The organism is Sanguibacter sp. Leaf3 (assembly GCF_001425965.1).
GTDB classification, from domain to species: domain Bacteria; phylum Actinomycetota; class Actinomycetes; order Actinomycetales; family Cellulomonadaceae; genus Sanguibacter; species Sanguibacter inulinus.
Genome location: NZ_LMRH01000002.1, coordinates 293,259 through 316,313 on the forward strand (window position 1 = coordinate 293,259; position 23,055 = coordinate 316,313).

Sequence of the window (23,055 nt, forward strand, 5' to 3'; positions counted from 1 at the left end):
ACGTGTCGTGCACGCACATCAGTGCCGGTCACGAGCGCGTCGGCCAGGCACGGCAGCCGCCCGTCACCGACGCGGTCGCCGCAGGGCCGCGCCCCCCGCGAGGGTGGGCGCGCCCGGCGCCCGGCTCGCGCACGGACGGCAACGACGAAAGGGAGAACATGAGCCACGAAGGCCAGGCGCCTACGCCGGGCGGGTACCCGCACCAGGGGCCGCCGCAGAACCCTCAGGCCTCGGCCCCCCAGCCCGGCCAGTACGCCCCGCAGCCCGGACAGCAGGGCCAGTACGCACCGCAGCCCGGCCAGCAGGGCCAGCCGGGGCAGTACGCCCCGCAGCAGGGCCAGTACGCGCCGCAGCCCGGCCAGCAGGGCCCGAACGGGTACCCGCAGGGCGGCTACGCGCCGGGCCAGCCGGGTGGCTACGCCCCCGGTCAGCAGGGTGGCTACGCGCCCCAGGCTCCTAAGGCCCCTCGCCCCAACCCCTTCACGGGCATCCCCGTGTCCGACTTCGTCCGTGACGGGGTCGCAGCGCTGCTGCTCCTCGTCTCGCTCGCCCTCTGGGTGACGCCCGGCGCGAAGGTCGGCGACAGCTTCAACTTCGTCGTCATCATCGTCACGGTGATCTCGGTGCTGTCCCTCGCGATCCCGTACCTCGCTCGCGGCGGGATCTTCCCCGCATCCTGGACGGTCCACAAGACGCGCCTGGCCCGCCAGCTGGCCAACGCCCCGTACGTGATCACCGTCGTGGTCTACGTCGTCCTCGACATCTTCAAGGTCGGCGACAGCTACGGCGTCGGGACCGCCTTCGGTCTCGGGCTCGCCGGCGCCCTGCTCGCCGCGCAGCCGCGCGAGACCGAGATGGGCCCCGAGCACCTCGACCTCGCCGCCCCCAAGACGTGGCGCCTGGTCACCCTGTCGATCGCCGGCCTCGCGGCCGTGACGATGGTCCTCTCGCTCATCATGTTCCTCGTCGACGCCGGCGACTACGACAGCGCGATCATCGTGACCATCGGCATCGTCTCCTGGCTGTTCCTCGTCGGGTTCTTCGGCTGGGCCGTCTACGGCGTCCTCGTCCAGCGCTCGGCCTCCTGGCGGCTGTTCCTCGTGGCGCTCGGCGCCGCGCTCGCCGTGATCTTCCTGTTCGGCGCCGGCGACAGCAGCTCCTTCATCCAGGCGCAGTCCGTGCACGCGCTGTTCCCCTTCGCCCCCGCCACGAGCCTGTCGCTCCAGGCCGGCCTCGGCGCGATCTTCCTCCCGGGGCTCGCCGCTGCGGTCTCCTCTCCCGCCTTCCGCCGCACCGTGCGCACCGAGGAGCCGAGCGCGACCTGGATCGGCGCTGCTGTCCACGCCCTCGACTACCTCGCGCTCGTCGCGGGCTCGACCGTGGTGCTCTCTGCACTGTGGATCGGCTTCCCGCAGCGCGAGAGCCTCGACGTCGGCCTCGGCGGTCTCATCACGTCGATCATCCTCGGCCTCGTCGTCGCCGCTGCCGCGGTCTTCGCTCGCCTCTCGCTCGCGTCCCGTCCGGCGAACGGGCGCAACGTCGCCTTCGCGGCCGCTGGTCTCGCCTTCGTGCTGGGCATCGTGATCCTCGTGATCTCCCCGACCGTGGGCACCGGGTACGCCGAGTACAAGATCGTCTCCGAGGGGCACCTGCTCCTCGCCTTCGCCCTCCCGGCCATCGTCGTCATCGCGCTGACGGTGCCCAAGGAGATCCGCACGTACTTCGCGCAGAACCGTCCCGCACCTCGCGCTGCGGGTGACGCTGCCTACCAGTGGAGCCAGCCGCAGGGCGGTCAGGCACCGCAGGGACAGTACGGCGCTCCCCAGGGTCAGTACGGTGCACCGCAGGGTCAGTACGGTGCCCCGCAGCAGGGTCAGTACGGCGCGCCGACGGGTGCCTACGGCACCCCGGCGGTCCAGCCGTCCTACGGCACCCCGGCCGCCTCCGAGGGCGGCTACGGCTCGGCGCCGGTCGCGCAGAACCCGGCTGGTCAGTCTGCGTGGCAGGCACCGTCGACCACGCCCGAGAGCGAGATCGACCAGGACACCCACCTCGCGGGCCACGCCCCGGGCGTGTCCGCCGCGGCCGCTCCGCAGCACGGTGCGTCGCACGACGAGCAGCACGCTCCGCAGCCGGGTGAGCCCAAGGCCTCCGAGCCCGAGCACGCCCCGGCCCCGGCCGCCGCCCCGTCGCACGGCTACACGGCACAGCAGGCCCTCGACCCGTCGACCACGGGTCTGGTCCTGTCGCAGATCGTCCAGGAGGCCCCCGAGCTGCGTCCGCAGGTCGCGGCCAACCCGACGACCTACCCGGCGCTCCTCGACTGGCTCGGCCAGCTCGGCGACCCGGCCGTCGACGCGGCGCTCCGCAACCGTCAGAGCTGACCTCCCAGGTCACCGACGACGTGCGGGAAGAGCCCAGCCGCCCTCGAGGCGGGTGGGCTCTTCCCGTCTGAGGACCGCGCCGCCCGCCGGTCCACCACCGCCCTCCCTGCTGACGACCGACCAGAACAGGTTCACCATGACCACCCCGAGCGAGTTCACCGCGGCGACCGCGGCCGACCCATCGACCCCGCCCGCCGTCCTCGCGGACATCGCGACCCAGCGCCCGGACCTCCGTGCGGCTGTCGCAGCGAACCCTGTGGCCTACCCCGAGCTGCTCGCGTGGTTGCGTGCCCAGGGCGACCCAGCAGTGGCGGCGGCGATCGACGCGCGGGGCGCGCAGCAGGGAACGGCTGCGCTGCCGCCCGCACCGCCTACCCCGCCCGTCCCCGACTGGCAGCCGACCCCCGACGCGCAGCAGGGCGGGGACGCTCAGCACACCCAGCCGGTCTGGCAGAAGGGCGGTCAGCCCGGTCAGCAGGACCAGACCCAGCAGCTGTGGCAGGGCTCGCCCGCCCAGCAGGGTGAGCAGCCGCAGCAGGGCTACCCGGCCCAGTCCGCCTGGCAGCAGCAGACGGGCCAGCCCCAGGGCTACGGCCAGCAGAACCCGCAGGACGCCGGGTGGGGCCAGCAGCCACCGCAGGACGCCGCGTGGGGCCAGCCGCCTGCGGGCACCAGCCCCAAGAAGTCCCGCAAGGGCCTGTGGATCGCTGTCGGTGCGGGTGTCCTCGTCCTCGTCGGAGCAGGCGCCTTCGCCGCGAACCACTTCTGGTTCTCCAAGGTGGGCGGCGCTGCCACCCCCGAAGAGGCCGCCACGCAGATGATCGAGGGGATCGCCTCGAAGGACCTCGTCTCCGTGTACGGCGTCACGTCTCCGACGGAGATCTCCCAGCTGACGACGGCTGCTGACCTCTTCGACGCGCGCATGCCGGACGGCGACGACGTCGGCGACCTCACCGAGTCCTACAAGGACTACCTCGATGCCCTCGACCTCACCCTCGAGGACCTCGAGGTGAGCAGCGAAGACCTGGGTGACGGACTCGCGAAGGTGAGCATCACGAGCGGCTCGCTCACGGTCGACGCCGACGCCGACAGGCTCGCCGACGCCACGATCGACCTCTTCGACGAGATCGAGGGTTCCTCGCTGTGGGCCACGCTCCAAGAGCAGGGTGCGGAGATCCCGAGCGACGACGAGATCCGGACGTCGATCGACGAGGCGATCGCCGAGTCCCTGCCCACGACCGTCACCGCCGACGACCTCATGCTCGACCCTGCGGACCTCGGGGGAGACCTCGGTCTCGACCTGGGCGACGACCCGATCGCGCCCTTCCTCGTCGTGGTCGAGGAGGGCGGCGACTGGTACGTCAGCCCGTACCTCACCCTCGCCGAGTACTCCTCGCTCGCTGCGGGTGTCGAGCGGGGCGAGATGCCCGGCGACGACCTCGCAGGGGCCTTCGACTCCCCCGAGGCTGCGGGGGAGGGACTGGTCGTCGGCATCAAGGACTACCTCGAGACGGGGACGACGTCTGAGCTCGCCAAGGCGCTGCCTCTCGCCGACCGTCGGGCCCTCACGCTCTACGGCGACCTGAGCAGCATCGACGACCAGTTCTTCCAGGACTTCCAGGAGGACCTCAAGGACGTCGACGTCGACGCGTCCTTCTCGGTGCGCGACGAGAAGGACGGCGTGGCGTGGCTCAGGCTCGAGTCGCTCGAGGTCTCTGGCTCGGTCGAGGGCACGGACTTCTCGGTGACCCTCGACGCCGAGTGCATCGAGGCCGAGGCCGACGGCGAGACCGTCGAGGGCTGCGCCGACCAGGTGCCGCTGCTCGAAGAGCTCGGTGTCACCGACCTCTCGCTCGTCGCGGTCGAGGAAGACGGCTCCTGGTACATGAGCGGTGCGGCCACGTGGGGCGACTCGTCAGGTCTGATCCTGTCGAACGTCCTGCGTCTCAAGGACGAGGGCAAGCTCGACGACCCGCAGTGGCTCGAAGACAGCCTCGGCGACCTCGCTGACATGTTCTGAGGCCCAGACCAGCCGGACCACGACGCCCGTCTCGCGCCTGCGCGGGGCGGGCGTCCTGCGTCACCGACCTGTCGGACGGGCGACCGTGAGACGCCCTGGCGCGACGCGCACCGAGGAGTACAGTGGACGACGTGATTGGCGTCCAGCGGGTTGAGCTCCTCCTTCTGTGCCGCGACGAGGCCTCGTAGGCCGTCTCCTCGTCGCGGTGGTTGGTGTGCCGGCTTACACGAACGACACCCACTCGAGCACAGGACGACGAAGGAACCACCGCCATGAACCCCCAGTCTTCAGCCAGCAGCACGAGCGCGACGAGCATCCGCTCAGCCTCCGCCCAGCGGCCCTCGCCGATGCCCTTCGGCAAGTACGTGCCGTACTCCGAGCAGTTCCGCGTCGAGGTCCCCAACCGCACGTGGCCTGACAAGGTCATCACGAAGGCACCGCGCTGGTGCGCGGTCGACCTGCGCGACGGCAACCAGGCGCTCATCGAGCCGATGAACCCCGAGCGCAAGCTGCGCATGTTCGAGCTGCTCGTCTCGATGGGCTACAAGGAGATCGAGGTCGGTTTTCCGTCGGCCTCGCAGACAGACTTCGACTTCGTCCGCATGCTCATCGACGACGGCCTGATCCCCGACGACGTCGTCATCCAGGTGCTGACCCAGTCTCGCGAGCACCTCATCGCCCGGACCTACGAGGCGATCGCTGGCGCCAAGCAGGCCATCGTGCACCTGTACAACTCGACGTCCACGCTCCAGCGCGACGTCGTGTTCCGCACGGACATGGACGGGATCGTCGACATCGCCCTCGAGGGTGCGCGCCTGTGCCGCAAGTTCGAGCAGACGATCCCCGAGACCCAGGTCTTCTACGAGTACTCGCCCGAGTCCTACACCGGGACCGAGCTCGAGTTCGCCGCGCGGATCTGCAACGAGGTCATCGAGATCTTCGAGCCGACCCCGGACCGCAAGGTGATCATCAACCTGCCCGCGACGGTCGAGATGGCGACGCCCAACGTCTACGCCGACTCGATCGAGTGGATGAACCGCCACCTGGTGCACCGCGAGAACGTCGTGCTGTCGCTGCACCCGCACAACGACCGCGGGACCGCCGTGGCCGCCGCGGAGCTCGGCTACCAGGCCGGCGCCGACCGCATCGAAGGCTGCCTCTTCGGCAACGGCGAGCGCACAGGCAACGTCGACCTGGTGACCCTCGGCATGAACCTCTTCAGCCAGGGTGTCGACCCCGAGATCGACTTCACGGTCGGTGGCGGCATCGACCACATCCGCCGGACCGTCGAGCACTGCAACCAGCTGGGCGTCCACGAGCGTCACCCCTACGCAGGCGACCTCGTCTTCACGGCCTTCTCCGGCTCGCACCAGGACGCCATCAAGAAGGGCCTGGACGCGATGGCGGCCGAGGCCGAGTCGAAGGGCGTCACGGTCGACGACCTCGTCTGGGGCGTCCCGTACCTGCCGATCGACCCGCGCGACCTGGGACGCTCCTACGAGGCTGTCATCCGGGTCAACTCGCAGTCTGGCAAGGGCGGCATCTCGTACCTGCTCAAGACCGAGCGTCACCTCGACCTGCCGCGTCGCCTGCAGATCGAGTTCTCCCGCGTCGTGCAGTCGGTCACCGACTCTGGTGGCCGCGAGGTCACGGGCGAGGACATCTGGCAGATCTTCGCGGATGAGTACCTCCCGGCCCCGGCCGGCGGTCCGCTCGAGCCGTGGGGGCGCCTGTCGCTGCGTGGCACCCGCGCGTCGAGCGTCGAAGGTGGCCTCGACACGCTGTCGGTCGACCTCGTCGACGCTGGCACGCCGGTGACGCTCGAGGGCAGCGGCAACGGTCCGATCGCGGCCTTCGTCGACGCCGTCAGCAAGGTGGGCGTCGACGTGCGGGTCCTCGACTACGCCGAGCACGCACTCTCCGAGGGTGGAGACGCGACGGCGGCTGCGTACGTCGAGTGCGCCGTGGGTGACGAGGTCCTGTGGGGCGTCGGCATCGACCCGTCGATCACGACCGCCTCGCTCAAGGCGATCATCTCGGCAGTGAACCGGCAGGGCCGCACGGCCTGACGCACGAGCGGACACGCAGCCAGCGGGGCCGGACCTGGCAGACGGACCTGAGGGTCCGGAGCTGGTCCGGCCCCGCTGTGCCTTCCTGCCGGTCTCGCACCGGCGCGCTGGCCTGCCGGTGTCGCTCCGCTGTCTCTTGCTCGTCTGTCGGTCCGGTCCCGTTTCGCGTGCCGGTGTCGCCTCGCTGTGCTTGCTCGTGCTGTGGACGTCGTGTGACGGCGCGCGGCGACGGCTCCGCTTGTCGGTGGGATGACGGAGAATGGTGCCTGTGGTCCTCTACCGAGACGAAGCGCTCGTCCTGCGCACGCACAAGCTGGGTGAGGCAGACCGCATCATCACCTTCCTGACGCGCGAGCACGGCAAGGTGCGGGCTGTCGCCAAGGGCGTGCGGCGGACGTCGTCGCGCTTCGGCGCCCGCCTCGAGCCCTTCATGTTTGTCGACGTCCAGCTGCACGTCGGACGCAACCTCGACATCGTCACCCAGGCCGAGACCGTCCAGCCCTACGCCCGCGCGATCTTCGCCGACTACGGGCTCTACACCGCGGGTGCCGTGATGCTCGAGACTGCCGACCGTCTCGTCGAGGCCGAGCGCGAGCCGAGCGTCCAGCAGTTCTGGCTCCTCGCCGGTGCGCTGCGTGCATTGTCTGAGCACGCGCACGCCCCAGGGCTCGTCCTGGACTCGTACCTGCTGCGCGCGCTCGCCGTCGCCGGTTGGGCACCGACCTTCTCCGACTGTGCCCGCTGCGGCGAGCCCGGCCCGCACCGGGCGTTCTCCGTCGCCCAGGGTGGGACCGTCTGCCCGCGCTGCCGCCCACCGGGGTCCACAGCGCCAGCCCAGGAGACCGTCGACCTGCTGGCCGCGCTGCTCAGCGGCGACTGGGCCGTCGCCGACGCGACCGACGACCGGTGCCGCCGTGAGGCCAACGGGATCGTCGCCGCCTACTCGCAGTACCACCTCGAGCGCGCGCTGCGGTCGTTGCGGATGGTCGACAGGACGAGTCCAGCCGCTCCCGCGTCAGCCCTCACCGATCCCACCGCGGCGCGGCCCGACGGGGACAGCCCGGCTCCACCGTCAGCGACGGCCCCAGCGGCCCCCTCCTCCATCTCGGCGACAGAAGGAGCTCTCTATGGCTCGCACCCGAACCCCTGAGCCCGCCGACCGGCGTCCGCCGGTCCGTCCCGACCCGCACCCGTCGGGTGCCACGGCGCCAGCGATCCCGCTCGAGTTCGTGCCGAAGCACGTCGCCGTCGTCATGGACGGCAACGGGCGGTGGGCGAACGCCCGTGGGTTGCCGCGCACCGCGGGCCACGAGGCTGGCGAGGCAGCGCTGCTCGACGTGGTCGCCGGGGCGATCGAGATCGGTGTGCAGCACATCTCGGCCTATGCCTTCTCTACCGAGAACTGGAAGCGGTCGCCCGAGGAGGTCCGCTTCCTCATGGGCTTCAACCGCGACGTGCTGCGCCGCCAGCGCGACACCATGAACTCCTGGGGCGTCCGGGTGCGGTGGGCTGGCAGACGGCCACGTCTGTGGCGCTCGGTGATCGCCGAGCTCGAGACGGCGGAGGAGGTGACCAAGGACAACGCGGTCTGCACCCTCACCATGTGCGTCAACTACGGGGGACGCGCCGAGATCGCCGACGCCGCCCAGGCCATCGGCCGGGAGGTCGCCGCCGGGCGCCTCGACCCGAGCAAGATCACCGAGAAGACCGTCGCGAAGTACCTCGACGAACCCGACCTGCCCGACGTCGACCTCTTCCTGCGGTCCTCCGGCGAGCAGCGCATCTCGAACTTCATGATCTGGCAGTCGGCCTACGCCGAGCTCGTGTTCATGGACCAGCTGTGGCCCGACGTTGACCGCCGCACGCTGTGGCGCGCCGTCGAGGAGTTCGCCCAGCGGGACCGCCGGTACGGGGGAGCGGTCGACAGGGCGAGCGAAGCGCCGGCTGGGTGACCACCTTGCGTCACGTCCAGGAGACCGACCAGGACTGACCCTCGTCCGTGGCGGTGTTCTCAGGGACCGACCGGCTCCACGGCCGGGGTCGACGGAGACTGCTCGGCCACGGCGGGACAGGTTGCGCTGGGGATGCTCGTCGCGGCTAGGTCGGGTCGGGCGTGAGCAGCACCAGCTGCTCGGTCGCGCGGGTCATGGTGACGTAACGGTCAACGGCTCCCTGGAGGCCGGTGCCGAGCGCGGCTGGGTCGACGAGCACGACGAGGTCGAACTCGAGACCCTTGGTCAGCTGCGGAGGCAGCGAGCGGACGCGCTCCGTCGTGGTGAAGTCCGGTGCGCCGACCACGCAGGCTGTGCCGTCGGGGTGCTTGTCGAGCCAGTCGTCGACGATGGCATGGAGGTCTGCGAGGCGACCGTAGAGCACGGGCAGCCCGCCCGTCCGCACGGAGACCGGCACGTTCGCATCCGGTATCTCGGCGCGCACCACCGCCTCGGCCGCGGCCATGATCGGGGCCGGGGTGCGGTAGCTGTACGTGAGCGGGGCGACCGTGACCTCGTCGATCCCGACCCGCTGGAGCCGCTCTCCCCAGGGCTCGCGGAAGCCGCGGCGTGCCTGCGCGCGGTCGCCGACGACGGTCAGGCTGCGTGACGGGCAGCGCCGCAGCACCATCTGCCACTCGGCGTCCGTGAGCTCCTGCGCCTCGTCGACCACGACGTGCGCGAAGGGCCCGGCGAGGGCGTCGTGCCGCCGGTCGACGGTGTCGAAGGCACCGGCCAGCGCGTCGGCGAGGTCGCTGCTGCGGAGCATCACGGAGGTGCCCTCCGGGTCGTCGTCCGCCTCGACGAGGGAGTCGACGACGTGCGACCTGTACTCGCGCTCGCTCGCGACGGTCGCGTCGTGGCGGACCCGGCGAGCCGCGACTGTCGGGTCGCCGACGCGGTGGCGTGCCGCGTCGAGGAGGGGGAGGTCTGCGTCCGTCCACGGGCTGCCCGCCGGGCGCCGCAACGCCTCGCGCTCGTCCGGGCTCAGCCACGGTGCGCACAGCCGCAGGTACGCCGGGACCGACCAGAGGTCGGCGACGACCTCGGCGGCGTCGAGCATCGGCCAGGCTCGGTCGACTGCTGCGACGAGCTCAGGGTCGCGGCGGAGTGCCGCGCGGAGCACCTCGGTCGGGACGCCGCCTGCGCCGCTCGCGCCACCCGCGCCATCGTCGGGCCAGGAGCTGTCGCCGTGCCCTCTGCCGTCGTACCTGCCGTCGTCGACGTCGAGACCGTCGTCCACGACGTCGTCTACGACGTCGAACTCGTCGACACCGTCGAGACGACCGAGCCTGTGCGAGCCCTCCACGTCGTCGTCTCGCGCGACCTCGTCCTGGTGCTTGCCCACGAGGATGTCGAGGATCTCCTCCCAGATGCTGTCGAGCGCCTCGTCGTGCGGGGTGCCGGGGTCGGGGGAGCCGAAGGCCCGGGTCCAGTCACCCGGGCTGAGCCAGACCTCGGCCCAGGCGGGCTGGACGAGGAGGCCTTCGGCTGGTGGCTGCTCGAAGAACCGGACTGCGGCGTCGACAGCCTCGACCATCCGCGTGGTCCCCTTGAGCCGCGCGACCTCTGGGCTGGCCTCCGGTACCGCGTCCGCACCCTCGGGGACGAGGTCGGCGAGGGTGCAGGTGAGGACGCCGTCCTCGCCGAGGTCGGGCAGCACGTCGGCGACGTAGTCGAGGTAGGGCTCGTGCGGTCCGACCACCAGCATCCCGCCGCGCCGGTGCCCGAGCGACGGGTCGGTGTAGAGGAGATAGGCGCAGCGGTGCAGCGCGACGACGGTCTTGCCGGTCCCCGGCCCGCCGTCGACGACGAGCGTGCCGCGCGAGCCGGCACGGATGATCGCGTCCTGGTCGCCCTGGATGGTGCCGAGCACGTCGCGCATGCGACCGGTCCGGCTCCCGCCGAGGCTGGCGACGAAGGCCGACCGCGCGTCGGGCAGCGTGCCGTGCCCGTCCTCCGCGGCGCCGTCGACCGCAGCGCCGTCGACCACGGCGGCGGTGAGCGGCTCGTCCCAGTAGTCGCGCACCCGGCCGAGGTGCCACCTGTAGCGACGGCGGCTGGCCAGGCTCATCGGGTGCGCCGGGGTCGCGGCGAAGAACGCCTCGGCGGCGGGGGAGCGCCAGTCGACGAGGAGCGGGTCGCCTGCAGCGTCGACGAGGCCCTGCCGTCCCACGTAGACGTGGTGGTCGGCCGCGTCGTCGGAGACGGTGCGACCGAGGCAGAGGTCCGGCCCGTAGCTGCGCAGTCCCCGCAGCCGGGCGACGAGGCGGTGGATCTCCGCGTCACGCTCCACGGCGGTCTGGCCGCTGCCCGCGGGGGAGCGCCGCACGGCGGCCAGGCGCGCAGTGAGGCTGGTGACGGTCTGCTCGAGCGACCTGCTCAGGGCTGCGAAGTGCTGCTCGTCGAGCTCGACGAGCCGGGGGTCTGCCTTCGCAGAGAGGTGCTCTGGGAGGTCGAAGACGCTGGTGGTGGTGTGCACGGTGCTGCTCCTCTGCCCGAGGTGTCGAGTGTCTCGGGCGACGATCCTCCACCGCGCAGGGGGCCTTGCAGCAAGCCCCCGGCCCGGCTATACCTTGAGAGAGGCAGGACGCTGTGCGTCCGGTCCGCCAGGGGGCACCGACCCCGGGAACGTGGCGGTGAAGACGGTGCCGCCGCCCAGCCCGCTGGCCGCGGTCAGCGTCCCGCGGTGCAGCTCGACGAGCGTGCGGCTGATCGCCAGACCCAGGCCAGAGCCGCCCGAGCCCTTGGTCCTCGAGTCGTCCGCACGCCAGAACCTGTCGAACAGGCTGGGGAGGTCGTCCGCGCTGATCCCGACCCCGTCGTCGGCGACCTCCAGCACGAGAGCCCCGTCGACCTGCGAGGCGTGCAGATCGACCCGAGTGCCCTTCGAGTGCTGCAGGGCGTTGGCGACGAGGTTGTCGACGACCTGCCGCACGCGCCCCGGGTCGACGTCGGCGACCAGTCCGTCGGGTGCGTCGACCACGATCTCGACGCCGTCGACGGCGGCCCTGCCGCTCGACGCGCGGCGCACGTCGAGCAGGAGGGCGGCGACGTCCGTCGGCTCGGGGCGCACCACGAGGTGCCCGGAGTCGGCACGGGTGAGGGTGTGCAGGTCCGCGGTGATCTGCTGCAGGTGCATCGTCTCGCCGTGGAGCAGGTCGACGAGGCGCGCGTCGGTCGGGACCACGCCCTCTTGCGCGCCCTCGAGCCAGCCGCGCAGCGTGGTCAGCGGGGTGCGGAGCTCGTGCGAGACGTCGGCGACCATCTGCTGCTGCTGCTCCCGCGCACGCGCGAGCTCGGCAGCCATGGTGTTGAAGGCCCGGGCGAGATCGGACACCTCGTCGCCCCCGCGCACCGGCACGACCACGGAGAGGTCGCCCGCTGCGAGCTCGCGTGCCGCGCGTGTCACGGAGCGGACCCGGCGGACCGCCGGCACACCCACGAGTCCCGCCGTGGCGAGCACGAGCGTCACGACCACCGCCGAGACGAGGGCGATGCGTGCCTGCGACCCGGGACTGAGGTCCAGCGCACCACGCTGGTCTCCGCGCTCGTCCGTGAGGAACACCTCGACGGACGGGGCGACCGACCCGGCCGAGGCCGTCGTGAAGGCTGCCGCGACACAGCGCAGCTCGTCTCCGGCCGCGGGCCGACGGACCGGGGCTGCGCCCGTCTCGAGCCCCAGCACGATGCCCGCCGGGTCGGCGCGGACAGGCCGGAGCACCACACGGTCCACAGGCGGCAGCCCAGCGTCGATGAGGCAGGGGTTGGTCAGGTCCGTGAGCTGGTCGAGGACGCGCTGCTCCGGGCCGATCGGCTGCGCCAGGCCCGGAGCGTCGCAGCCCTCCGGCTGTGGCGTGACGTCGAGCACGGCCCGGCCGGTCGGCCAGAATCCGATCGACGTCTCCGGGGCCAGCCCCAGGCACTCGACGACCGCCGACACCCTGCGCAGACTCTCTGCACGCTGCTCGTCGTCGAGCGCGAGCGCACCGCTGAGGTGGTCGGGGAGCGGGGCGAGGTCGTCGCCCCCGGCCCCCGGAGAACCGCCAGGTGCCAGGACCTGGTCGACGAGGTCCTGCCACGGGTCGACCTCCGTGCGGGCGTGGTCGGGGTGGGGGAGCCCTGGGCGGGTGTCGACCACGGTGCGGCCCTGCTCGACGACCGCGATGCGGCGCCCGTGCTCGCGCGCGAGCCTGTGGACGAGGGGGCCGACGTCGTCCCAGGTCGCGTGCGACCCGCCCCAGTCGAGCAGCTCGTCGACGATCGCGACGTCCGCCTCGAGGTTGGTGCCCGCCTGCTCGATGCTGTAGCTGGGCTGCGTGGTATGGGTGAGCCAGACGGTCCCGAGGACCGCGACCAGGGCGACCGCGACGACGGCGATGAGCAGCCGCGCGACGAGGCTACGTCGCATCGGCCCCGGGCTCCGTCGCGGTCGGGTCGACCAGCTTGTAGCCCACCCCGTAGACGGTGCGCAGGAGCTCGGGCCCGTCGAACACCGCGTCGACCTTGGCCCGCAGGTTCTTCATGTGGGTGTCGATCGTGCGCTCCGTCGTGTACTCGTCGGAGCCGTGCAGGTGCCGCAAGAGCTGTGGTCGGCTGAGGACCAGGCCCGCGTGCTCCGCCAGGAGGGTCAGGAGCTGCATCTCCGCCCGGGTGAGGTCGATCGGGGCGCCGCCGACGGACGCCTCGTGGCGTCGGGGGTCCACGACGAGCGGACCGACCGTGACGGGCCCGTCGTCGACCGTGCGGCGGCGGCGGAGCAGGGCTCGCGCCCGGGCCACCATCTCACGGGGAGAGTACGGCTTCGACAGGTAGTCGTCGGCCCCGAGCTCGAGCCCCACGAGCAGGTCGTCCTCCTCGGAGCGGGCGGTGAGCATGAGGATCGGCGTCTCGTCGCCTGCGGCGCGCAGCGCCCGGCACACGGCGAAGCCGTCCATCTGGGGCAGCATGACGTCGAGGACCAGCAGGTCGACGACCGAGCTGCGGACCGCCTCGAGGGCGGAGCGCCCGTCGCCGACGACCGTCGTCTCGAAGCCCTCGCGGGTCAGGTAGCGCCGCGCGAGCTCTGCCTGGAGCTCGTCGTCCTCTGCGATCACGATCGTCGTCACGCCGCCATCCTAGGGGCGCAGGACCGCTGGGAGAGCGCCTGGGAGCACGGCTCACGAGCACCTCAACAGCACCAGACAGGTTCCTCACATTCGCTCGCTAGCGTCTCGTCGCGCACCTCCCAGCACCTGCGACCCCTGGAGCGACCATGCACGTCCACCTCCGTACCACCCACGCACGGGCAGCCGTCCCGCTGCTCGCTCTCGTCATCGCCCTGAGCGCCTGCTCTGGAGCGCAGGGCGGCGCGGCCGAGACCGGCGCGGGCGAGATCGCGAGCATCCCGACGACTGCTGCGCCCGCCGAGCCCGCGGCGCCGCCCGAGACCGGGTCCGGTGACCCGACGCAGGCGGGCCCGTCCGCCGACGACCTGGTGGCCACCTACGGCGAACCGGTCCGGCTGCGCCTCGACATGACCGAGGCTGAGGAGATCGAGGCGCAGGCCGGGTACGACCGCTGCATGACCGACCGCACCGGCATCCCCTCGGGAGCAGATTCGACAGGCGGCAGCATCGAGGGGGGCGTCGGCCCCGCCTCGCCCGAGCAGGCTGCCGCCGACGCGGCCGCCAGCGAGGTCTGCGCACCCCTCGCCGCGCTCCCGCCGTGGGAGCACGACCCTCAGAACCCCGACGCGCTGAACTTCGTGCAGGCTGTCGTGGACTGCCTGCACGACCGCGGGGTCACCTACGTCGAGGTCGTCCAGGACCTCGGGACGATCGGGGTCGCCTTCGGAGGGCCGTCCAACGACTCGCGGTCGATCAGCCTCGGCATGGAGCTCTACGACCAGTGCGAGACGAGCGTCGTCGACGCCGGGTCGTGGCAGTGAGGACAGCCCGCCCCGGCCGCCGGGCGGTCGTGGCCGCAGGTGTCGCCGCCGCCTCTCTCGTCGCGGTCGGCGCCCTGGTGACGACCGCCTGGCCGAGCGGCTCCTCCGACGGTGGGGCGAGCCCGACTGCGGTCGAGCGACCGGCGCGGGCGACGGTCGAGGTGACGCGTGAAGACCTCGTCGTCACGCAGGAGGCGCAGGGGGTGGTCGAGTTCTCCGGCTCCCGGGAGATCAAGAGCTCACGACCGGGCACCATCACCTGGCTGCCGGACGTCGGCACCGTGCTGACCCGAGGGTCCACGGTGCTGCGGACCGACGACCAGCCCGTCGTCCTCTTCCTCGGGGAGACCCCGCTCTACAGGACCCTGGACGGCTCGGGGATGCGTGGGTCTGACGTCGACGTGGTCGCGCAGAACCTCGTGGCTCTCGGGCATCTCGCCGCATTCCCGCCCGGCGACGTGACCGGCCCACGGTTCGCCGCCGCCGTCAGCCGGTGGCGGACGGCCAACGGGCTCCGTCCCGTCGAGACCGCCTCGCCCGACGGTGCGGGGCCCACGGGCTCGCAGACCGACCACGAGCCGACCGGGGCTCCGGCGCTGCCCGGTGCCGTGGACGGCGACCAGGGAGGGGCCGGGGCCGAGGGTACGGCCTCGACCGACGGTGAGAGCCAGGAGCCCGTCGTGCCGACCGACGATCAGGGCGGTGAGCCCTCAGCCGCGGCTGACGCCGGCGCCGTCGAGCCCCCGCCTGTCCGCACGACGAGCACGACCTCGGTCCAGACCGGCGAGGTGGTCGTGCTCCCCGAGGACGTGCGCGTCTCGGCGGTCCTGGCTCAGCCTGGAGACGCTGCGGAGGGGGCCGCCGTCCTGCGGGTCACGAGCACGCACAAGGTGATCCGGCTCCAGGGCGACGACGTCCCCAGCGCTGCCGTGCAGCAGGGGGGCGAGGTGACCGTCCTGCTGCCCGGCGGTGCCGAGGTCCCTGGGACCGTCACCGAGGTCGGCACGACCAGCGAGGCCGGCGACGCCACGACGTCGGTGCTCGTCGATGTCGCGGACCAGGAGACGCTGACCGGGGTGGACAGCGGGCCCGTCACCGTGCGCGTCACGACCGAGCGCCACGACCAGGTGCTCGCCGTACCTCCGGCCGCGCTGCTCGCCCTGCGCGAGGGCGGGCACGCGCTCCAGCTCGAGGACGGCACCCTGGTGCCGGTCGAGACCGGCATGTTCACCGACACGCGGGTCGAGGTCTCGGGTGACGGCGTGCACGAGGGCCTGAAGGTCGTGACCGCCTCGTGAGCGTCCTCGAGCTCGAGGACGTGACCAAGACCTACGGGCCCGACGTCGTGGCGCTCGACAGGGTGTCGCTCCGGGTCGAGCGCGGCGAGCTCTTCACGATCGTCGGACGCTCCGGCTCGGGCAAGTCGACGCTCATGAACATCATGGGCACCCTCGACGCACCGACCTCTGGCACCGTCCGCGTCGACGGCCAGGACACCAGCGGCCTGACAGACCGAGAGACCACCGAGCTGCGGGCGCGGTCCATCGGCTTCGTGTTCCAGAGCTTCCACCTCGACGACGGCCAGACCGCCACAGAGAACGTCATGACAGGTCTGCTCTACGCCGGTGTGCCGCGACGGCGGCGTCGAGGGCTCGCAGCCGAGGCGCTCGACAGGGTCGGGCTCGACCACCGGCTGCTGCACCGACCGCCCCAGCTCTCGGGCGGTGAGCGGCAACGGGTCGCGATCGCCCGCGCCATCGCCAAGGACCCCACGATCGTCCTGGCCGACGAACCGACCGGTGCGCTCGACAGCCGCAACGGCGAGCTGGTCATGGGCCTGCTCGAACAGCTCAGCTCGGAGGGTGCCACGATCGCCGTCATCACCCACGACGCGACGGTCGCCGCCCGGTCGCCGCGGAGGGTCGCGCTCCACGACGGCGTGATCGTCGGCGCTGACCGTGCTGCCGACGTCGCCGGGCCTGGCGACCCTGCCCGTCCTGTGGCTGCTGCCCGTGGTGGCGACCCGGGTGCGGGTGCAGCGAGCCTCAGCGAGGAGCAGCGATGATCCGCGCGCGCCTGTCCGTGCTCGACACCCTCGCGGTCGGGACCGTCGGGCTGCGCGCCCGCCGCCTGCGGTCCGTGCTGGCCGCTCTCGGCATCGCGATCGGCATCGCCACGGTCGTCCTGGTCACGAGCATCCCGGCCTCGTCGCAGGCGGACCTCGACCGTCGTCTGTCGGCGCTCGGAGCGGACCTCCTGCGGGCCGACCCCGTGCAGTCCGGGGACGAGGTCCGCACCCTGCCGACCGAGAGCCAGGCCATGCTCGAACGCGTCGGCCCGGTCACCGGTGCGGCGGTGGTCGCCAACACGCACGCCCAGGTCCGCAGCAGCGCTCTGCGCTCGCAGGGTGACGGGGCCATCACGGCGCTCGCTGTGAGCGGCTCGCTCGACGAGCTGCTGCGGCTCAGGGTGGCCGACGGTCGGGCGCTCGACGGAGACGTCGAACCGACCGTCGTGCTCGGCTCCGACGCAGCCGAGCGCCTCGGGCTCGACCGTCTGCCGTCAGCACCGGTGACGATCGACATCGGTGGGGTCGCCTTCACTGTGGTCGGCGTCCTGGCACCGAGCCCGCTCGCGGTCGACCTCCAGTCGGCCGTCCTCATGGACTGGGAGGACGCCGAGGCCTGGCTCGACCCGGACGTCCGCCCGACCGTCGCCTACGTCGCCGCACCCGTCGAGACCATCGGTGAGCTGCGTCCAGTCCTGGCCTCGACGCTGTCGCCCGAGTCTCCTGGACGGGTGCTCGTCAGCCGCCCGTCGGACGTCATCGCAGCGAAGCAGGCGAGCGGTGCAACCTTCGCGGGCATGTCCGTCGGGCTCGCCGGCGTCGCCCTGCTGGTCGGAGGCGTCGGGATCGCGAACACGCTCTTCGCCTCCGTGCTGGAGCGCAGGCGCGAGATCGGGCTGCGACGCGCGCTCGGCGCCCAGCGTGCGTCCATCCGGACGCAGTTCATGACCGAGGCGCTCTGCCTGTGCCTGGCCGGCGGTGCGCTCGGCAGCGCAGGCGGGGCAGTCGTGACGGTGGTCTGGGCCACCTCCCGCGGGTGGCCTGTCGTCATCCCCCTCGGCGTGGTCTGCGTCGGGATCGCGGCTGCGCTGGTCACGGGGGTGCTCGCGGGGATCGCCCCCTCCGTGAGGGCCGCGCGGCTCGCACCCACCCTCGCGCTCTCGGCCGAGTAGGACCGTGCGACCGAGGCGGTGCGAGGACCCGTCGTCGGGGAGGGGGAGGACAGCGACGGGACCTGCGCGAGCCCTGCTGGGGACTGCTGCGCGCAGCTGGGGACTGCTGCGCGCTGCCCTGCGGCCTAGCGCCGTCCTGACCTGGGGGGCTGGCTGCTCACGACCCTGACGTCTCGGACGTCGTCCGGCTCCGGCGCACGCGCCGTGCGCGGAGCACCACGAGCACGACGAGCAGGACGAACCCTCCGAGAGCCACGGCGACCCACCCCGACCCGGTCGCGCCGGCGAGCGCCGCGGTCCACGCCGCCCACCCGACGGTCGCGTAGATCGTCGCGTGGACGAGGCAGCCCACCACGAGCGCGGGCAGGTACCGCGTCGCGAAGGGCATGCGGCTCAGACCCGCGGCGGCGTTGACCACGGTCTTGGTGCCGACAGCGCAGAAGCTCATCGGCACGGCGAGCACACCCCAGCGGTGGACGAAGGTCGTGGCCCGCTGCGCTCCGGGCGTCAGCGACCAGGCGTGGACCCGTGCCAGGACCCGGTTGTCGGGTCGGGCGCCGTCGAGGGTCGTGCCGGCGACGGCGCGCGCGACCCCGTAGGTGACCAGCGTCCGGACGAAGGCCACAGCGAAGAAGAACCCGAAGATGCCGGCGAACGGTGCGCTCTCCAGCTGATCAGGCATGGTGCGCACGCCCTCGGATCAGGACGTGGCTGCGGCGGCGGCGCAGTCGGAGCAAGTGCCGAACAGCTCGATGGTGTGCTCGATCTCGGTGAAGCCGTGGGTCGAGCCGACGAGGGTCGCCCAGGACTCGACGGTCGGGCCGTCGATCTCGACCGTCGCACCGCAGCTGCGGCAGACCAGGTGGTGGTGGTGCTCGGAGCGCTCGCACCGACGGTAGAGGCTCTCGCCCTCAGCGGTCCGCAAGACGTCGACCTGCTTGGCGTCGGCCAGTCCCTGGAGGGTCCTGTACACCGTCGCGAGGCCTGTGCTGTCGCCGCGGGCCCGCAGGATCTCGTGGAGCTGCTGCGCGCTGCGGAAGTCCTCCACGGACTCGAGCAGGTCCGCGATCGCGGTCCGCTGCCGGGTCATGCGCTGCATCTGGGGGCTCCCTGGTCGAGTGTGACGTCGTCGAGTATATCGGGGTGGGGGTCGCGCGACTCTGTGCGGCGCCTCACCACGAGCGGCCGCAGGGCCGCCACGACGGCGTACAGGGCGATCGCCAGGACGACGATCATCGCGCCGGGAGACTGCGGCAGCCAGTACGTGATGGACAGCCCGACGACGCACACGGCGACACCGATCCCGACAGCCACCATCATCGTCCGGCGGAACGACGTGGTGACCAGCTGCGCCACGGCGACAGGGATGATCATCAGCGCGCTGACGAGCAGCAGACCGACCACGCGCATCGACACCGTGACGGTCAGTGCCGCGATGATCGCGATCGCGATGTTGAGCCCGCGGACCGGCAGACCTGAGGCACGTGCGAAGTCCTCGTCGTGGGAGACGCTGAACAGCGCCGAGCTGAGCCCCACCCCGACGAGCAGGATGATCGCGCCCAGGCCGATCGTCAACCACAGATCGGTGATGGTCACCGTCGAGATGGACCCGAAGAGGTACGACATGAGGTTCGCGTTGGTCCCGCCAGCGATCCCGATGATCAGCACACCGCCGGCGATGCCGCCGTAGAACATCAGCGCGAGTGCCACGTCTCCGCTCGTGCGTCCGCGCTCGCGGACCAGCTCGATCGCGACCGAGCCGAGGACTGCGGCGACGACGGCGCCGGGGATCGCGAGGGCGTCGCTCTTGACGAGGCCCATCGTCGAGCCGACGAGCCAGCCGACGGCGACACCTGTGAGCGCGATGTGCCCGATCCCGTCGCCCAGCAGCGAGAGCTTGCGCTGGACGAGGTAGGTCCCCATGACCGGCGCTGTGAGGCCGACGATGATCGCAGCGGTGAGCGAGCGGCGCATGAAGGGGTCGGTGAGCATGCCGCTGAGCTCGGCGAAGAAGGTCGTCATGAGGGGAATCCTGTGTCCTGGATGAGCGACGAGCCGGGCTCTTCGTCGTGGTGCGGGTGCACGTGGTCGTGGCCGGGGGCGCCGTGGTCGCCGAGCGGGACCAGAGGCGCTCCGTCGTGCACCTTGGTGCCGTGCTGGAGCACGACGGTGCGGGAGATCAGCGGTGCGAAGGTCCCGAGCTCGTGGAGGACCACGAGGATGGTCGTGCCCCGCTCGACGAGGTCGGTGAGGGTCGCCGCGAAGGCTTCCTGGCTCGGGTGGTCCACGCCGGCGACGGGCTCGTCGAGGACGAGCAGGTCGGGCTTGCGCGCGAGCGCCCGTGCGATGAGCACGCGCTGCTGCTGCCCGCCGGACAGCTCGCCGACGGCCCGGTCGGCCCGGTCGGCGAGACCGACGCGCTCGAGGGCGTCGAGGGCGTCGGCGCGTGCCGAGCGCGGCAGCCGGATGCGTCGCCCGTAGAGGAGCCCCGAGGAGACGACCTCGAGAGCCGTCGAGGGAACACCGGTCGAGGCGCTCACACGCTGCGGGACGTAGCCGATGCGCTGCCAGGGGACGTCGCGGCCGAGCGGGGTGCCGTGGATGGCGACGGTGCCGTGCGTGGTCGGCAAGATGCCGACGAGCGAGCGGACGAGCGTGGACTTGCCCGAGCCGTTGGCGCCGAGGAGCGCCACGACCTCGCCCGAGCGGACCGTGAGGTCGATCCCGCGCAGGATGTGGCTGCCGTCGATCGACACGTGGATGCCGTGCGCCTCGATCGCTGGGGCTGCCGACGAGCCGGGGCCGTCGCTCGCGCTGGTCTCGTCGGAGGTGATGGTCTGGCTCATGCGCAGCCCAGGCCTGCCTGGAGCGCCTCGAGGTTGGTCAGCATGACAGAACGGTAGTCCCCGTCGGGGTCGGACAGGCTCTCGATCGGGTCGAGGACGGCGCTGGTGATGCCGAGGTCGGAGGCGAGGGTCTCGGTGACCTTCGGGCTGACGAGCGTCTCGAAGTAGATGGTCGTCACGCCGCGGTCCTTGATGATCGAGGAGACCTCCTTGAGGCGCGCGGGCGACGGCTCGGCCTCGGGGTCGATGCCCGAGATCCCGACCTGCTCGAGCCCGTAGCGCTCGGCGAGGTAGCCGAAGGCCTCGTGCGAGGTGACGAGCAGCTGAGAGTCGCACTGGGCGAGGCCCTCGGTGAAGGTCGTGTCGAGCTCGGTCAGCGAGGCTGCGAGCTCGTCGCCGCGCTGCGCGTAGGTGTCGGCGTTGTCGGGGTCGATCGCTGACAGCTCGGCGACGACGTCGGCGCTCACGGCCGCGAGGCGCTCGGGGTCGAGCCAGAAGTGCGGGTCGAGCGCGCCGTGGTCGTGCCCGTCGTCGGCCGAGTGCTCTTCGCCCTCGTGCTCGTCGCCCTCTTCACCCTGGAGCTCGTGCGCCTCGAGGTTCGCGGAGTCGGCGGCGTCGACGACGTGGGCGGGCTCGCGCTGGGCGATCGCGTCGTCCACGGCCGGCTGGAAGTCGGAGAGGTAGACGACGAGGTCCGCCTCGCCGACGCCGCGTGCAGCGGCAGGGGAGAGCTCGAGGTCGTGCGGCTCGGCACCCGACGGCGTGAGCGAGCTGACGTCGACCAGGTCGCCGCCGATCTCCTGGGTGATGAACTGGAGCGGGTAGAACGAGGCGAGCACCTGGAGGCGTCCGTCGTCCGGGGTGTCCGAGCTGCTGCAGCCGGTGAGGGCGAGCGCAGCGCCGAGGGCGCTCACCGCGAGGGCAGCTGGGACACGAGACCGGGACATGTTCATGAGCATCATTCTCAATTGTGCGGGGGAGGGGTGTCAAACCCCTGCGCTGTCTCGTGAGTCACGGGCGGCGAGCGTCGTCGCCGACCAGCCTGCTGGCGTCAACGCCGTGCTGGTGTCACCGGCCGCCCATCGCGGCGAGCTGCCGCGTCGCACGCTCGATGCTCGCCTCGGTCTTGACGAAGGTGAAGCGGATGCTCGACCTGAACAGTGCTGCAGTCTCCGAGCCGGCGCGGCAGAACGCGCTGACGGGAACGCCGACCACCCCGGCGAGCTCTGGCAGCCGCCGCGCGAGGTCGACCCCGTCGTCGTAGCCGAGGGGAGCGCCGTCGGCCACGACGAAGTACGTGCCCTGCGGCACGACGACGTCGAAGCCGGCCGTCACCAGCCCGTCGCACAGCAGGTCCCGGCGCCGTGCGAGGGACGACGCGAGCGCCTGGACCGCCTCCTCTCCGCGAGGGTCGGTGAGCGCGAGTGCGACGGCCGGCTGGAACGGCGCACCGTTGACGTAGGTGAGGTACTGCTTCACGGTGCGGATCGCGGTGACCAGGTCGGCGCGCGCGTGCAGCCAGCCGATCTTCCATCCCGTGAGCGAGAAGGTCTTGCCAGCCGAGGAGATCGTCACGGTCCGGTCTGCCATCCCTGGCAGGGTCGCCACGGGGACGTGCTCTGCGCCGTCGAAGGTCAGGTGCTCGTACACCTCGTCGGTCACGACGATCACGTCGTGGCGCCGCGCGACGGCCGCGATCTCCTCGAGCTCCTCCCGCGTCAGGACCGTCCCGGTGGGGTTGTGCGGGGTGTTGACGAGGATGATCCGGGTCTGCGGTCCGACGGCCGCCCGCAGAGCGTCGACGTCGAGCGCGAAGCGGGCGGGCGGCTCGGCGTGCTCTCGACCTGCGCTGTGCTCTCGGACGTCGGTGCTCGTCGAGACGGCAGCCCGTCGCAGCGGCACCGTCCGGTGGACGGCCCCGGCGAGCGCGATCGCCGCCGCGTGGGAGTCGTAGAAGGGTTCGAGGGTCACGACCTCGTCCCCGGGCTCGCAGAGCGCGAGCAGCGTCGCGGTGATCGCCTCGGTCGCTCCGGCCGTGACGAGGACCTCGGAGGTCGGGTCGACGTGCAGCCCGTAGCGGCGCTCTTGGTGCTGGGCGACAGCGCGCAGCAGCTCGGGCGTGCCCGGTCCTGGCGGGTACTGGTTGACCCCGGCACGGATCGCGCTGACCGCAGCCTCACGGACGAACTCCGGCCCGTCGTCCTCGGGGAACCCTTGCCCGAGGTTGATCGCCCCGGTCGAGGCCGCCAGCGCTGACATCTCGGCGAAGATCGTCGGTGCCACGGACCCGTCGGGTGCGAGCAACCCTGCGGCCCGGGCGGTGCGGTGCCAGGCGCCTGCCGGTCGTGGTGTCGTCATGGTGCTCCAGGTGCTGGTCGCTGGTGGGTCAGGTTCTCGGTCGTCCTCGATCTGTCCTGGCCAGGCTAGCGAGGTGAGCCGGGGGCGCGGGTGCTCGTCCGCGCAGGATGTGGACGGGCAGCCGGTGTGGCCTCGGTGTGGACGGCCGGGCCGTCGCGGGCGAGCCCCACGCAGGTCGGGCACGCGCCGGCGAGTAACCTGGGAGCCGGCGCACGACG

17 protein-coding genes and 1 pseudogene are annotated in these 23,055 nt (G+C 72.0%); 9 read left to right on the forward strand and 9 right to left on the reverse strand.

The window, feature by feature from the left end:
• Positions 1-158 precede the first annotated feature (158 nt).
• The 5 genes and pseudogenes from ASG53_RS20110 to ASG53_RS08790 all read left to right on the forward strand — a co-directional run bounded on the left by ASG53_RS20110 (position 159) and on the right by ASG53_RS08790 (position 8,425).
• Positions 159-2,384 carry a DUF7937 domain-containing protein gene (locus tag ASG53_RS20110; protein ID WP_200945482.1) on the forward strand — a complete coding sequence of 742 codons (2,226 nt, stop codon included), beginning with the start codon at positions 159-161 and terminating at the stop codon, positions 2,382-2,384.
• A 136-nt stretch (positions 2,385-2,520) separates the two neighbouring features.
• A complete protein-coding gene (locus tag ASG53_RS08775) occupies positions 2,521-4,404 on the forward strand; it encodes a variant leucine-rich repeat-containing protein (protein WP_156382724.1) in 1,884 nt (627 codons plus the stop codon).
• A gap of 272 nt (positions 4,405-4,676) precedes the next feature.
• A complete protein-coding gene (gene leuA / locus ASG53_RS08780) occupies positions 4,677-6,473 on the forward strand; it encodes a 2-isopropylmalate synthase (RefSeq protein WP_056131629.1) in 1,797 nt (598 codons plus the stop codon).
• Positions 6,474-6,741: 268 nt separating this feature from the next.
• Positions 6,742-7,470 (forward strand): annotated as a pseudogene (gene recO, locus ASG53_RS08785) (DNA repair protein RecO); the annotation flags it as partial.
• A 130-nt stretch (positions 7,471-7,600) separates the two neighbouring features.
• A complete protein-coding gene (locus ASG53_RS08790; protein WP_056131636.1) occupies positions 7,601-8,425 on the forward strand; it encodes an isoprenyl transferase in 825 nt (274 codons plus the stop codon).
• 145 nt (positions 8,426-8,570) lie between these two features.
• On the opposite strand, the gene ASG53_RS08795 is transcribed toward ASG53_RS08790, so the two are convergent.
• The 3 genes from ASG53_RS08795 to ASG53_RS08805 all read right to left on the reverse strand — a co-directional run bounded on the left by ASG53_RS08795 (position 8,571) and on the right by ASG53_RS08805 (position 13,572).
• A complete protein-coding gene (locus ASG53_RS08795) occupies positions 8,571-10,946 on the reverse strand; it encodes a HelD family protein (RefSeq protein WP_056131639.1) in 2,376 nt (791 codons plus the stop codon).
• A gap of 87 nt (positions 10,947-11,033) precedes the next feature.
• Positions 11,034-12,875: a sensor histidine kinase gene (locus tag ASG53_RS08800; RefSeq protein WP_056131642.1), complete on the reverse strand. Its 1,842-nt coding sequence runs from the start codon at positions 12,873-12,875 to the stop codon at positions 11,034-11,036.
• Positions 12,865-13,572, reverse strand: a complete 708-nt coding sequence (locus tag ASG53_RS08805) for a response regulator transcription factor (RefSeq protein WP_082543930.1) — start codon at positions 13,570-13,572, stop codon at positions 12,865-12,867. The genes ASG53_RS08800 and ASG53_RS08805 overlap by 11 nt, the downstream gene beginning before the upstream one ends.
• 146 nt (positions 13,573-13,718) lie before the next feature.
• Here ASG53_RS08805 and ASG53_RS08810 point away from each other — a divergent pair, with 146 nt between their 5' ends.
• Genes ASG53_RS08810 through ASG53_RS08825 form a run of 4 tightly spaced genes read left to right on the forward strand, consistent with a single transcriptional unit; the run spans position 13,719 to position 17,633 of the window.
• A complete protein-coding gene (locus ASG53_RS08810) occupies positions 13,719-14,393 on the forward strand; it encodes a hypothetical protein (protein WP_056131646.1) in 675 nt (224 codons plus the stop codon).
• Complete coding sequence (locus ASG53_RS08815) at positions 14,390-15,691, forward strand: hypothetical protein (RefSeq protein WP_156382725.1); 1,302 nt, start codon at positions 14,390-14,392, stop codon at positions 15,689-15,691. The genes ASG53_RS08810 and ASG53_RS08815 overlap by 4 nt, the downstream gene beginning before the upstream one ends.
• On the forward strand, positions 15,688-16,458 hold the full coding sequence (locus ASG53_RS08820) for an ABC transporter ATP-binding protein (RefSeq protein ID WP_056131652.1): 771 nt from the start codon (positions 15,688-15,690) through the stop codon (positions 16,456-16,458). The genes ASG53_RS08815 and ASG53_RS08820 overlap by 4 nt, the downstream gene beginning before the upstream one ends.
• A complete protein-coding gene (locus ASG53_RS08825) occupies positions 16,455-17,633 on the forward strand; it encodes an ABC transporter permease (protein WP_056131655.1) in 1,179 nt (392 codons plus the stop codon). Before ASG53_RS08820 ends, ASG53_RS08825 begins: the two co-directional genes overlap by 4 nt.
• Positions 17,634-17,790: 157 nt before the next feature.
• Here ASG53_RS08825 and ASG53_RS08830 read toward each other — a convergent pair whose 3' ends face one another.
• The 6 genes from ASG53_RS08830 to ASG53_RS08855 form a co-directional block, all read right to left on the reverse strand.
• Positions 17,791-18,315 carry a hypothetical protein gene (locus ASG53_RS08830; protein ID WP_056133945.1) on the reverse strand — a complete coding sequence of 175 codons (525 nt, stop codon included), beginning with the start codon at positions 18,313-18,315 and terminating at the stop codon, positions 17,791-17,793.
• Positions 18,316-18,333: 18 nt separating this feature from the next.
• Positions 18,334-18,732 carry a Fur family transcriptional regulator gene (locus ASG53_RS08835; RefSeq protein ID WP_056131658.1) on the reverse strand — a complete coding sequence of 133 codons (399 nt, stop codon included), beginning with the start codon at positions 18,730-18,732 and terminating at the stop codon, positions 18,334-18,336.
• Positions 18,720-19,655 carry a metal ABC transporter permease gene (locus tag ASG53_RS08840; RefSeq protein ID WP_056131662.1) on the reverse strand — a complete coding sequence of 312 codons (936 nt, stop codon included), beginning with the start codon at positions 19,653-19,655 and terminating at the stop codon, positions 18,720-18,722. The genes ASG53_RS08835 and ASG53_RS08840 overlap by 13 nt, the downstream gene beginning before the upstream one ends.
• Positions 19,652-20,479, reverse strand: a complete 828-nt coding sequence (locus ASG53_RS08845; protein ID WP_056131665.1) for a metal ABC transporter ATP-binding protein — start codon at positions 20,477-20,479, stop codon at positions 19,652-19,654. The genes ASG53_RS08840 and ASG53_RS08845 overlap by 4 nt, the downstream gene beginning before the upstream one ends.
• A complete protein-coding gene (locus ASG53_RS08850) occupies positions 20,476-21,441 on the reverse strand; it encodes a metal ABC transporter substrate-binding protein (RefSeq protein WP_082543931.1) in 966 nt (321 codons plus the stop codon). The genes ASG53_RS08845 and ASG53_RS08850 overlap by 4 nt, the downstream gene beginning before the upstream one ends.
• A gap of 106 nt (positions 21,442-21,547) precedes the next feature.
• Positions 21,548-22,837 carry an aminotransferase class I/II-fold pyridoxal phosphate-dependent enzyme gene (locus ASG53_RS08855; protein ID WP_056131667.1) on the reverse strand — a complete coding sequence of 430 codons (1,290 nt, stop codon included), beginning with the start codon at positions 22,835-22,837 and terminating at the stop codon, positions 21,548-21,550.
• Positions 22,838-23,055 lie beyond the last annotated feature (218 nt).